At 61.0% G+C, this 12,784-nt stretch carries 11 protein-coding genes; 10 read left to right on the forward strand and 1 reads right to left on the reverse strand.

The window, feature by feature from the left end:
* The first annotated feature begins 125 nt into the window (after positions 1–125).
* The 8 genes from CX511_RS08055 (at position 126) to murB (ending at position 6,957) form a co-directional block, all read left to right on the forward strand.
* The gene (locus CX511_RS08055; protein WP_101292031.1) at positions 126–2,348 is read left to right on the forward strand and encodes a DNA internalization-related competence protein ComEC/Rec2; all 2,223 of its coding nucleotides are present in this window, start codon (positions 126–128) and stop codon (positions 2,346–2,348) included.
* A 70-nt stretch (positions 2,349–2,418) separates the two neighbouring features.
* A complete protein-coding gene (gene pocA, locus CX511_RS08060; protein WP_045187134.1) occupies positions 2,419–3,054 on the forward strand; it encodes a flagellar polar localization protein PocA in 636 nt (211 codons plus the stop codon).
* Entirely contained in the window at positions 3,051–3,482 is a 432-nt protein-coding gene (pocB, locus tag CX511_RS08065) for a flagellar polar localization protein PocB (RefSeq protein ID WP_045187136.1), read from the forward strand. The genes pocA and pocB overlap by 4 nt, the downstream gene beginning before the upstream one ends.
* Positions 3,482–4,492, forward strand: a complete 1,011-nt coding sequence (lpxK, locus tag CX511_RS08070; protein ID WP_045187139.1) for a tetraacyldisaccharide 4'-kinase — start codon at positions 3,482–3,484, stop codon at positions 4,490–4,492. Before pocB ends, lpxK begins: the two co-directional genes overlap by 1 nt.
* Before the next feature lie 38 nt (positions 4,493–4,530).
* Positions 4,531–4,716, forward strand: coding sequence for a Trm112 family protein (locus tag CX511_RS08075; protein WP_045187141.1), 186 nt, complete (start codon positions 4,531–4,533; stop codon positions 4,714–4,716).
* Positions 4,713–5,477, forward strand: a complete 765-nt coding sequence (gene kdsB, locus CX511_RS08080; protein ID WP_045187143.1) for a 3-deoxy-manno-octulosonate cytidylyltransferase — start codon at positions 4,713–4,715, stop codon at positions 5,475–5,477. Before CX511_RS08075 ends, kdsB begins: the two co-directional genes overlap by 4 nt.
* Positions 5,477–5,941, forward strand: coding sequence for a low molecular weight protein-tyrosine-phosphatase (locus CX511_RS08085; protein ID WP_045187146.1), 465 nt, complete (start codon positions 5,477–5,479; stop codon positions 5,939–5,941). Before kdsB ends, CX511_RS08085 begins: the two co-directional genes overlap by 1 nt.
* Positions 5,938–6,957 (forward strand): UDP-N-acetylmuramate dehydrogenase, encoded by a 1,020-nt coding sequence (gene murB / locus CX511_RS08090; RefSeq protein ID WP_101292033.1) that lies wholly within the window; start codon positions 5,938–5,940, stop codon positions 6,955–6,957. The genes CX511_RS08085 and murB overlap by 4 nt, the downstream gene beginning before the upstream one ends.
* 350 nt (positions 6,958–7,307) lie before the next feature.
* On the opposite strand, the gene rne is transcribed toward murB, so the two are convergent.
* Positions 7,308–10,412: a ribonuclease E gene (gene rne, locus CX511_RS08095; protein WP_101292034.1), complete on the reverse strand. Its 3,105-nt coding sequence runs from the start codon at positions 10,410–10,412 to the stop codon at positions 7,308–7,310.
* 746 nt (positions 10,413–11,158) lie between these two features.
* Between rne and rluC the strand changes: the two genes are divergently transcribed.
* Positions 11,159–12,115, forward strand: a complete 957-nt coding sequence (rluC, locus tag CX511_RS08100) for a 23S rRNA pseudouridine(955/2504/2580) synthase RluC (protein WP_045187152.1) — start codon at positions 11,159–11,161, stop codon at positions 12,113–12,115.
* Complete coding sequence (locus tag CX511_RS08105) at positions 12,105–12,782, forward strand: HAD family hydrolase (protein WP_101292035.1); 678 nt, start codon at positions 12,105–12,107, stop codon at positions 12,780–12,782. The genes rluC and CX511_RS08105 overlap by 11 nt, the downstream gene beginning before the upstream one ends.
* Positions 12,783–12,784 lie beyond the last annotated feature (2 nt).

Below are 12,784 nucleotides of genomic sequence, written 5' to 3' on the forward strand. Positions count from 1 at the left end.
TGAAGGCGCAAGTATGCACGGATTCTAAAAGGGCCCCATTACAGACTTTGTGACAATTATTGAGTGAGCACTCACGCTCACTGATCTAAGCCTCAGAGGAAGGGATTCTTCTGGAGCTTGAAACCATGCGCACAGGGATGTTGGCGCTGGCACTTGGCCTGTTGTGTCTGAGTGTACTACCGGTTTTGCCATCGGTCGGGATACTGGCCGTGTTGACCATTATCGGACTTTTCTGCCTGCCTTTTCGGATGCGTCCACTCGGTCTGTTTCTGCTGGGTGTGTGTTGGGCCTGCCTGTCGGCGCAGCAGGCGCTGGATGATCGCTTGGTGCCAACGTTGGATGGGCGCACCCTATGGTTGGAGGGTAGGGTGGTCGGCTTGCCTCAGCAAAGCGAGCGATCAGTACGCTTCGACGTTGAGGGCGCCCAGTCGCGACGTGGACAGCTGCCACAGCGCCTGCAACTGAGTTGGTTTGGCGGGCCTGCGGTCAATAGTGGCGAGCGCTGGCGGCTGGCAGTCACCCTCAAGCGTCCCCATGGTTTGCTCAACCCGCACGGTGTCGATCGTGAGGCTACCTTACTGGCCCGGCGTATCGGCGCTACCGGTACCGTCAAGGCCGGGGAGCGCCTGACGTCTGCAGAAGGCGCTTGGCGTGATAGCGTGCGCCAGCGCGTGTTGAGTGTGGATGCGCAGGGGCGCGAGGCGGAACTGGTGGCGCTGGTATTGGGCGATGGCGCAGGCTTGGCGCGGGAGAGCTGGCAAGCGCTACAGGCCACCGGCACCGTGCACTTGCTAGTGATCTCCGGGCAGCACATCGGCTTGTTCGCCGGTCTGATCTATGGGTTGATTGCTGGCCTGGCTAGGTTGGGCTGGTGGCCGCAAGCCTTGCCCTGGCTGCCTTGGGCCTGTGGGCTGGCCTTTGCCGCCGCGTTGAGCTACGGCCTGCTGGCCGGTTTGCAGGTGCCGGTGCAGCGAGCCTGTGTGATGTTGGCCGTGGTGTTGCTCTGGCGTTTGCGTTTTCGCCATCTAGGCGTGGGATTGCCGCTACTGCTGGCGCTCAATGCGGTGTTGCTGTGGGAGCCGCTGGCGAGTCTTTTGCCGGGTTTCTGGTTGTCTTTCGGCGCCGTTGCGGTACTGGTGTTCACCTTTAGTGGTCGGCTGGGCAGCTGGCGCCCTTGGCAGGCGTGGGGCCGGGCGCAGTGGATGATTGCCTTGGGCTTGCTACCGATATTGATGGCACTGGGGCTGCCGGTCAGCCTCAGTGCGCCGCTGGCCAATCTGTTCGCCGTGCCCTGGATCAGCCTGGCAGTGTTGCCGTTGGCGTTGCTGGGAACCTTGCTGTTGCCCGTGCCGTTTGTTGGGCAGGGTTTACTCTGGTTGGCTGGCGGTTTGCTTGATGGTCTGTTCCGCCTGCTGGGACACCTTGCTCAGTTGCAGCCCGCATGGATACCGCAGCCGTTGCCGTGGCCGCTGTGGTTATTGCTGGCCCTGGGCACGGTGCTGGTATTGCTGCCCCCTGGCTTGCCAATGCGTGTTCTGGGCTGGCCCTTGCTGTTGCTGGCGGTATTTGCAGCGCGAGAGCGCATACCGCATGGTCAGCTGGAGGTCTGGCAACTGGACGTTGGTCAGGGCCTGGCGTTCGTGCTGCGTACCCGTGAGCACGTGCTGCTGTACGACGCCGGGCCGGCAATGGGTGATCACGATTTGGGTGAACGCGTGGTATTGCCGACGCTGCATAAGCTGGGGGTGAAGGCGGTTGACCTGATGGTGCTCAGCCACGCTGACGCTGACCATGCCGGTGGCGCATCAGCGCTCCAACGCGGCTTGCCGGTGCGGCAAATACTCAGCGGTGAAGCTGCCAAGCTGCCGCCCGCTTTGCAGGCCCAAGCCTGTGTCAACGGCCAGCGCTGGCAGTGGGATGGGGTCAATTTCTCTGTCTGGCACTGGCAAGGCGCACGCGACAGCAATCAGGGTTCGTGCGTCGTGCTGATCGAGGCGGGCGGTGAGCGTCTGCTGCTCACCGGCGATCTCGATGTCGCGGGCGAGCGGGCCTGGGTCCGTGACTGGCAGGCCACCGGCATCGACTGGCTGCAAGCGCCGCATCACGGCAGTCGCACATCCTCCAGTCAGGCGTTGCTGACGGCCACGACGCCGCGTGGCGTGTTGATTTCCAGGGGGCGCTATAACGCCTTTGGCCATCCCCATGCCGAGGTCATGGAACGCTACTCGATAAATGGCATCGAAGCGTACGACAGCGCTGTGCATGGTGCGCTACGCCTGCGTCTGGGGACTTTTGGCGAGCCGTTGGCGTTACGCAACCAACGCCGGTTCTGGCGCGACCCGGGTTGACGACCTTCGGCAGATGAGCGTGCCGGGGTCCTATGGTAGAGTGGCGGACTTTTTCAAGGGGATGCTAACTGTGTGGGAATTGGTCAAGTCCGGTGGTTGGATGATGCTGCCGATCATTCTGAGTTCCATCGCCGCCATGGCTATCGTTGCCGAGCGCCTCTGGACCTTGCGCGCCAGCCGGGTCACGCCGCCGCACCTGCTCGGTCAAGTGTGGATGTGGATCAAAGACAAACAGCTGACCAGCGACAAGCTCAAGGCCCTGCGCGCGGACTCACCCTTGGGCGAGATCCTCGCCGCAGGTCTGGCCAACTCCCGCCATGGTCGCGAGATCATGAAGGAGTGCATTGAAGAAGCCGCCGCTCGCGTCATCCACGAGCTGGAGCGTTACATCAATGCCCTGGGCACCATCGCCGCCATGGCGCCGCTACTCGGTCTACTTGGTACCGTACTGGGCATGATCGACATTTTCAGCTCGTTCATGGGCAGCGGCATGACCGCCAACGCCTCGGTACTGGCCGGTGGTATCTCCAAGGCGCTGATCACTACGGCGGCGGGTCTGATGGTGGGTATTCCTGCGGTGTTTTTCCACCGTTTCCTGCAGCGCCGCATCGATGAGCTGGTGGTCGGCATGGAACAAGAAGCTATCAAGCTGGTTGAAGTGGTGCAGGGTGACCGTGATGTCGACCTGGCTGAGGGCAAGGCGTGAAATTCCGGCGCAAGCCACGGGAGACCGTGGACATCAACCTGGCATCGCTGATCGACGTGGTCTTCATTTTGTTGCTGTTTTTTGTGGTGACCACCACCTTTACCCGTGAAACCCAACTGCGGGTAGAACTGCCAGAGTCTGTCAGTGGTGCACCGGCACCCGACAGCGAGGTCAAGCAGTTGGACATCACCATCAGCGCCGAAGGCGTCTATTCGGTGAACAACAACCTGCTGCCCAAGAGCGATCTGGCGACCCTGATTGAAGCCCTGCAGAAAGAATCTGCCGGTGACACCAAACTGCCGTTGTCGATCAGTGCCGACGGCAAGACCCCGCACCAGGCGGTGGTCACTGCCATGGATGCGGCCGGCAAGCTCGGTTTCAGCCAGTTGCGCATGACCACGGTCGAGGCGGCTCAAGGAAATCCCTGATGGCCTTCGCCGACCGTCTGCTCGATGCCTGGTACGCCGGGCATCCGGCCCTGGCCCTGCTGCGTCCGCTGGAGGCGTTGTATCGCCGCGTGGTGCTACGCAAGCGCGCGCGTTTTCTCGCCGGGGAAAGCGCTAGCTACCGTGCGCCGGTGCCGGTGATCGTGGTGGGTAACATCACCGTCGGCGGCACCGGCAAGACGCCAATGATTCTCTGGTTGATCGAACATTGTCGCCAGCAAGGGCTGCGCGTTGGTGTGGTCAGCCGCGGTTATGGTGCCAAGCCGCCGCAGTTGCCCTGGCGGGTGAGTGCTGAGCAGAGCGCGGCTGAGGCGGGTGACGAACCCTTGTTGATCGTTCAGCGTAGCGGCGTGCCGTTGATGATCGACCCTGATCGTTCGCGTGCCGTGCAGGCGCTGCTGGCCAGTGAACAGCTGGACCTGATCCTCTGTGACGACGGCATGCAGCATTACCGTTTGGCTCGCGATCTGGAGATTGTCTTAATCGATGCCGCTCGAGGCCTGGGTAATCGCCGCTGCTTGCCCGCCGGGCCACTGCGCGAACCCGTGGAGCGCCTGCAGGCGGTGGATGCCTTGCTGTACAACGGCGCTACAGCTGATCGTGATGAGGGTTATGCCTTTACCCTCAAGCCGACTGCGCTGGTGAACCTGCGCAGTGGGGAGCGTGTTGGCCTGGTGCATTTTCCTCCTGGCCAGGCTGTGCACGCCGTTGCCGGTATCGGTAATCCACAGCGTTTCTTCAATACCTTGCAGGCGTTAAACTGGCAGCCTGTGCCACACCCTTTTGCCGATCATGCTGAGTTCAGCGCCAAGGCTTTGAGTTTCACTCCAGTGCTGCCGCTGATCATGACCGAGAAGGACGCGGTCAAATGCCGCGCTTTCGCGGCAGACGACTGGTGGTACCTTGCGGTCGACGCTGCGCCTTCAGTGGCCTTTACGGCCTGGTTCGACGGCCAGCTTGAGCGACTGTTGCAAGCGCCATCGCTGCCCTGATTCTTTTCTTTTTCCGGCCACTGGCCTGAGGAATACCCATGGACACCAAATTGCTCGATATCCTCGCCTGCCCAATCACCAAAGGTCCGCTCAAGCTCAGCGCCGACAAGACCGAGCTGATCAGTAAAGGCGCAGGCCTGGCCTATCCGATTCGCGACGGTATTCCGGTGATGCTCGAAAGCGAAGCACGTACCCTGAGCGATGACGAGCGTCTGGACAAATGAGCCTGACCTTCACTGTGGTAATTCCTGCTCGGCTGGCCTCCACCCGCCTGCCGGGCAAGCCATTGCTGCTCATCGCTGGCAAGCCGATGATCCAGCATGTCTGGGAGCAGGCGCGCAAGAGCAGTGCCAGCCGGGTGGTAATCGCTACTGATGACGCCGGTATCTACCAGGTCTGTGAGGCGTTTGGCGCTGAAGTGCTGATGACCCGTGAGGATCATGACTCGGGCACTGACCGTCTGGCCGAGGTGGCCGCCAAGCTTGGTTTGAACGCGGACGCGATCGTGGTCAACGTCCAGGGCGATGAGCCATTGATTCCACCGATCATCATTGATCAGGTGGCGGCCAACCTGGCGGCGCACCCGGAAGCCGGCATTGCGACGCTGGCCGAACCGATCGGCGACGTCACGGCAGTGTTCAACCCCAACGCGGTCAAGGTGGTTAGTGATTGCAACGGCCTGGCCTTGACCTTCAGTCGCGCACCGTTGCCCTGGGCGCGAGATGTTTTCGCTCAAGGCCGTGACAGCTTGCCGGCTGGTGTGCCTTATCGTCGTCATATCGGTATGTACGCCTATCGCGCCGGTTTCCTTGAGGATTTCGTTGGCTGGGGGCCGTGCTGGCTGGAGCAGACCGAGTCGCTGGAGCAGCTGCGTGCACTCTGGCATGGCGTGCGTATTCACGTCGCTGACGCCATAGAGGCGCCACCGGTGGGCGTTGACACCCCGGACGATCTGGAGCGCGTACGGCGCATTCTGGAGGCTTGATGCGGGTTCTGTTTGTGTGCCTGGGCAATATCTGCCGCTCGCCCACCGCCGAAGGCGTGCTGCGTCACCAGCTACAGGCCGAAGGCCTGAGCGAGCGGATCGAAGTAGCTTCCGCCGGTACCGGTGACTGGCATGTCGGCAAGCAACCGGACAGTCGCACTCGGCGCGCTGCCCAGTTGCGCGGTTACGACCTGTCGCAGCAGCGCGCGCAACAGGTCAAGGTTGGGCATTTCCATGACTACGATCTGATCCTGGCCATGGACAAGAGCAACCTTGGTCACTTGCGGGCTATGCAGCCCGCCGGGGCAAAAGCGGAGCTGGACCTGTTCCTGCTTCGCTACGAAGGGGCCCTGGACGAAGTGCCGGATCCTTACTATGGCGGTGAGCAAGGTTTCGAGCAGGTTCTGGACCTCATCGAAGACGCCTGCCGCAAACTGGTCATCGAACTCAAGGGACGTCTATGAGCGGGCAATGGCAGCAGCAGGTATCGCTCAAGCCGTATAACACCTTTGGAATCGACGTTAAGGCGCGGTATTACACCGAGGTGCATAACGATGACGATGTGCGCCAGGCGCTGGCTGAAGCCAGTGAGCAGGGTGTAGCGGTGCTGGTGGTCGGCGGTGGCAGCAACCTGCTGCTGACCGCCGACATCCAGGCGCTGGTACTGCGCATGGTCAGTCGTGGCCTGCGCATCCTCGCGGATGACGGCGAGCACGTGGTGGTTGAGGCTGAGGCGGGTGAGCCTTGGCATCCATTCGTGCAATGGAGCCTGGCTCAAGGCCTGGCCGGGCTGGAAAACCTCAGCTTGATTCCGGGCACCGTTGGCGCGGCGCCGATGCAGAACATTGGTGCTTATGGCGTCGAGATCAAGGACGTGTTTGCCGGGCTCACTGCACTGGATCGCCAAACCGGTGAGTTGCGCGACTTCAGCCTGGAGGAGTGCGCCTTTGCCTACCGTGACAGCCTGTTCAAGCGAGAGCCGGGACGCTGGTTGATCCTGCGTGTGCGCTTTGCCTTGAGTCGAGTGATGCAGGCACACCTGGATTATGGGCCGGTGCGTCAGCGTCTGAGTGAGCAGGGTATTGCTCAGCCCACGGCACAGAATGTCAGTGACGCGATCTGCAGTATTCGTCGCGAGAAACTGCCGGATCCGGTCGAGCTGGGCAATGCCGGGAGTTTCTTCAAGAATCCGGTGGTTGCTGCTGTGCTGGCTGACAAGATTCGGCTGCAGCATCCGGGGCTAGTGGCTTATCCGCAGGCTGACGGGCAGATGAAACTGGCGGCAGGTTGGTTGATCGAGCAGGCGGGTTGGAAGGGGCACCGTGAGGGCGATGCCGGAGTCCACCGTTTGCAGTCGCTGGTGCTGGTTAACTATGGCCAGGCTAGCGGGTTGCAACTGCATCAGCTAGCGCAGAAGATTCAAGCCGATATCCTTGAGCGCTTCGGGGTTACGCTTGAGATGGAGCCGAATCTGTATTGACCTTGTGGGGGCGGGCTTATCCATTCTGTGTGGTGAGGCTGTCGGCCCTTCTGTCCTTACGGTGGCCTCCTGAAGTCGCAGTCTGTGGCGACTGAACTTGCGTGAGAGCAAGATCAAAATCAACCGCAGTGCGAGGCGCGCAGGTGCTGCAGCCGCTTTTGTGGGAGCTGGCCTTGCCAGCGATGCAGACGCCGCGTAGCAACTGACTCCGAGTCGATGCCTTCGCCAGCAAGACCGGCTCCGACAATGCATCCCTGATGGCGTCCGACTATAAAAATCTTCCCGAGATTACGTGAACCAAAAAAAAGCCCCGCCAGTTTCCTGGCGGGGCTTTTTTTCAGCCTGGATAATTACACGAGCGGTTTATGCTCTTCTGCAGTTTCCAGGGCCTCAGCTTGATCAGCCGGTGCGGCTTGGGCGGCAGCAGCTGCTGCAGCTTCGGCTTCACGCTTGCGGCGACGCACTTCACGTGGGTCGTTCGGGGCGCGACCGTTCGGCAGCATCACTACCGGGGCTTCGACCACTGCTGGCTCGACAGCTGGAGTTTCAGCTACGGCAGCAGGCGCAGGCGCGGTAATAACCGGCTGGACAGCGTCAGCTTCAACCACAGGCGCCTGAACAGCTTCTGGTTCGCGAGGGGCCTCAACAACCGGCTCGGCGACGATAGCAACTTCAACCGACGCTTCTTCTGCCGCTGGTTGAGGGGCAACTTCGACCACTGGCTCAATGCTCGGCTCAACCGCGGCCACAGGCTCGCTGATCGGTTGTTCGACCACTGGGGCGATTGCCACTTCTTCAGCAATCTCAGGCTGGCGAGCCTCAACCACAACAGGCTCGACCGGGGTCGGCTCAGTTGCCGCTTCAGCAGCCTCTACCGTGACAGTTTCTACGGCTGCAGGGGCTGCTACAGGGGCAGTCTCTTCAATCGCAGCTGTTGCACGTTCGGCTTGAACGTTGGCCTGCGCCTCAGCTTCAGCACTGATGTTGCTGGTCGCGACCGCAGCGGTGACAGCCAGGCCTGCGGCCAGTTCGGCAGCCGACGGCTCGTTACCTTCTTCGCTGCCATCTTCGGAGCCTTCAACGACGTTGCCGTTGGCATCACGCTGACGTTCACGACGGTTGCTGCGACGACGCTGGCCACGGGAGCGGCGGCGTGGGCGATCGCCTTCGCTACCTTCCTGGTTGTCGTCCTGCAGCAGCTCTTCGTTTGGCAGTTGCTCTTCAGCCGCTTCTGCAGCCTGTTCGGCTGGGCGAGGCTGACGTTCTTCGCGTGGTGGGCGTGGTTGACGCTCTTCACGTGGCGCACGTTCTTCACGAGGAGCGCGCTCTTCGCGTGGTGCACGTTCTTCACGCGGTGCACGCTCTTCACGAGGCTGACGTTCTTCACGCGGTGCGCGCTCAGGGCGCTCTTCGCGTACGGCCGGAGTGACAGCGTCCAGTGGCTCGCGCAGTTCGCGGACCGGGCGGTCCTCGCGGGAACGGCGCTCTTCACGTGGTGCGCGAGGCTGACGCTCTTCGCGTGGCTGGCGTGGTGCACGCTCTTCGCGGGCCTGGGTTTCTTCACGGGCTTCGCGTGGTTGACGCTCTTCACGCGGGGCGCGCTCTTCGCGTGGCTTGCGATCTTCATCGCGACGGCCATTGCGATTGCGGCTCTGCTGACGACCGTTACGACGCTCTTCGTTACGCTGCGGGCGCTCGGTGGCCGGCTTCTCGGCAACCACTGGCGCGGCGGCAGGTTCCTCTTTACCGGCGAACAGGCTGACCAGCGACTTCACCAGGCCTTTGAACAGGCTTGGCTCTGGCGCGATGTGAGCGGGGGCAGTTGCAGGTTGCTCAGTGGCAGCTGGAACCGGTGCATTGGCGCGAGCTGGAGCAGTCTTGACCGCTGCTTCCTGGCGAACCAGGGTGCGGGTGGCCGCCGTCGGCTGAGCTTCTTCGGTCTCGGTGGCGGCGATTTCGTAGCTCGATTGGGTGCTCAGCGCTTCCGGGCTGTCGTCGCGCAGGCGTTGAACTTCGAAGTGCGGAGTTTCCAGGTGGTCGTTCGGCAGGATGACGATACGCGCCCGGGTACGCAGTTCGATCTTGGTGATCGAGTTACGCTTTTCGTTGAGCAGGAACGCAGCAACCGGAATCGGCACTTGCGCGCGAACTTCGGCAGTGCGGTCTTTCAGGGCTTCTTCTTCGATCAGGCGCAGGATGGCCAGCGACAGGGATTCGACGTCACGGATGATGCCGGTACCGCTGCAGCGTGGGCAGACGATGCCGCTGCTTTCGCCCAAGGATGGACGCAGGCGCTGACGGGACATTTCCAGCAGGCCGAAGCGCGAAATGCGACCGACCTGTACGCGGGCACGGTCGGCTTCCAGGCACTCACGGACCTTTTCTTCGACGGCGCGCTGGTTCTTGGCCGGGGTCATGTCGATGAAGTCGATGACGATCAGGCCGCCGATATCACGCAGGCGCAGTTGGCGGGCGATTTCTTCAGCCGCTTCCAGGTTGGTCTGCAGGGCGGTTTCCTCGATGTCGCTACCTTTGGTGGCGCGCGCCGAGTTGATGTCGATGGAGACCAGGGCTTCGGTTGGATCGATAACGATCGAGCCGCCGGACGGCAGGTCGACGACGCGCTGGAAGGCAGTTTCGATCTGGCTTTCGATCTGGAAGCGGTTGAACAGCGGTACGCTGTCTTCATACAGCTTGATCTTGCTGGCGTACTGCGGCATTACCTGGCGGATGAAGGTCAGGGCTTCTTCCTGAGCATCGATGCTGTCGATCAGCACTTCGCCGATGTCCTGGCGCAGGTAGTCGCGGATAGCGCGGATGATGACATTGCTTTCCTGGTAGATCAGGAAAGGCGCAGCGCGGTCCTGGGAGGCTTCTTTGATGGCGGTCCAGAGTTGCAGCAGGTAGTCCAGGTCCCATTGCATTTCTTCGCTGCTGCGGCCAAGGCCGGCAGTGCGCACGATCAGGCCCATGTCAGCAGGGGCGACCAGGCCGTTCAGCGCTTCGCGCAGTTCATTACGCTCTTCGCCTTCGATGCGACGGGAGATGCCACCGGCACGCGGGTTGTTCGGCATCAGCACCAGGTAACGACCAGCCAGGCTGATAAAGGTGGTCAGGGCGGCGCCCTTGTTGCCACGCTCTTCTTTCTCGACCTGAACGATGACTTCCTGGCCTTCGCTGAGTACTTCCTTGATGTTCACCCGGCCTTCTGGGGACTTCTTGAAGTATTCGCGGGAGATTTCTTTCAGCGGCAGAAAGCCATGACGCTCGGAGCCGAAGTCGACGAAAGCGGCTTCCAGGCTAGGTTCGATCCGGGTGATCCGGCCTTTGTAGATGTTGGCCTTCTTCTGCTCACGCGCACCGGACTCGATGTCCAGGTCGTAGAGACGTTGGCCGTCTACCAGTGCTACACGCAACTCTTCGGGTTGAGTCGCGTTAATCAGCATTCTTTTCATGTAATACCGTCGGTTTCCGGGCTGCCGGAAACGGCGTTCGGCACACACGACTTCTCACGGTCGGTGTCAGGTGCGCAAGGGGTGGCGGGCCACCCCCGTGTCCAGCGACGTTCGAGCCAGACTGGTAACCCAGTACTGCCGAAATCGCGACGACGCGTCCTGCTTGCTGTGGTGTCAAATGCACTCAGTCAGGAGGAGGAATCAGCCTTCGGCCGTGGACGCCCCAGGGGCATCTTGATCAAGACCGGGTCCGGTCGTCTGGCCAAAAGGCCTGTGGACTGGACGCAGTACTACACGGTCCGACGGTTGTGCATCTCCACCCTACACGTATCCCTGATAATTCGGGTGCTGCCGCGCGCTGAATCCGCAACGGGTTGCATTTATCGCCAGCTCCAATACGGGAGCCCGCGCCTTTTATGTCCAAGGCTGATATTTCCGAAGCATTCACCATGACTGCGTGAAATTGACGGCACTGACAGGGGCATCGAAAAAAAACATAGGGGAGGGTAAAACACCGCTCTTGTAGTTTTTTATCGGTCTTCTCTGCACGGCGCTGGTGGCGATTCCAGGCATTTCTGTAAACTGGCGAAAGCCCCGTCGGACGGCCTCGCGTCCTCGAGATTTTGCGTCGGTCAGGGCCGGCTAGAAGCCGTGAGTCCGCTGGCCAGCCGCTTTTGGCGGCGTTCGCGACTATAGCAGCAATCATTAAGTGCTTCAAATCCATAAAAAATTGTTATGATTAGCAAATGACGACTAATGCCCCTCCGACCTCCGGCGTCCAGCTGATTGAGGTCGCGCCGGAACTTGCCGGCCAACGAATCGATAACTTTCTCATCACTGCGCTCAAGGGCGTTCCCAAGACCTTGATTTACCGCATTTTGCGCAAAGGCGAAGTGCGGGTGAACAAGGGCCGGATCAAGCCTGAGTACAAATTGCAGGCCGGAGACATCGTGCGCGTGCCGCCCGTTCGTCTGCCGGAGCGCGATGAGCCTGTGCCTGTGGCCCAAGGTTTGCTTCAGCGCCTGGAGGCCGCCATCGTCTATGAAGACAAGGCCTTGATCGTATTGAACAAACCTGCGGGCATCGCCGTGCATGGCGGTAGCGGCTTGAATTTTGGGGTTATTGAAGCCTTTCGTCAGTTGCGTCCCGATACCAAGGAGCTGGAGTTGGTCCATCGCCTGGATCGCGACACGTCCGGCCTGTTGATGATTGCCAAAAAGCGCAGCATGTTGCGCCACCTGCACGCCGCGTTGCGCGGTGATGGTGTCGACAAGCGCTATATGGCGCTGGTTCGTGGTCACTGGGCAACGGCCAAGAAGCAGGTCAATGCACCGTTGCTCAAGAGCAATCTGCGCTCCGGTGAACGCATGGTTGAAATCAACGATGAAGGCAAGGAGGCGCTGACCCTGTTTCGCGTCCTGCGCCGTTTCGGTGAATTCGCAACGATGATCGAGGCGCGGCCGATTACCGGTCGCACCCACCAGATTCGAGTGCATGCCCTGCATGCCGGGCATTGTATCGCGGGTGACAGCAAGTATGGCGATGAGGACTTCACTCGCGAAATTCGCGAGCTGGGCGGCAAACGCCTGTTTCTGCATGCGTATGCGCTGACCGTGCCGCTGCCTGATGGTGGCGAGCTCAAGCTTGAAGCGCCAGTGGATGACATGTGGGCCAAGACCGTGGAGCGCTTGAGTGCGTCGTGATTACGATCTGCTGATCTTCGATTGGGACGGCACCCTGGCTGATTCGATCGGGCGTATCGTCGAGTCCATGCACGTGGCGGCGGGTCGCGCTGGTCACCCTGGCTGCGATGATGAAGCGGTCAAAGGTATTATTGGTCTGGCACTGGCCGAGGCCATCAGCACCTTGTATCCACACCTGGATGCCGAGCAGGTGGCGGTGTTTCGTCAGCATTATGCTGATGTGTACATGGCGTTGGATGAGCAGCCATCGCCATTGTTCGAGGGTGTGGTGGAATCGCTGGAGGCATTTCGCGCCCAGGGCTATCGTCTGGCGGTGGCCACTGGTAAGGCGCGACGAGGTCTTGATCGGGTGCTGCGAGCCAATGGCTGGGAGGATTACTTCGATATCACCCGGGCTGCCGATGAAACACGTGGCAAGCCGCATCCGCAGATGCTTGAGGAAATTCTTGCCCATTGCCAGATTGAACCGGCGCGGGCGTTGATGGTCGGAGACTCCTCGTTCGATTTGTTGATGGCCAGCAATGCTGGCATGCATTCTGTGGCGGTCAGCTATGGGGCTATGTCGCCGGCGGCATTGAGTGCCTTCGGTCCGCAAGTCTGTATCGAACACTTTTCACAGTTGCAGGCCTGGCTAAGTCGCTCGCCTGCTGCGGTAATTCCAGGGTAGGT

This window comes from Pseudomonas sp. S06B 330, from assembly GCF_002845275.2.
Taxonomy (GTDB): domain Bacteria; phylum Pseudomonadota; class Gammaproteobacteria; order Pseudomonadales; family Pseudomonadaceae; genus Aquipseudomonas.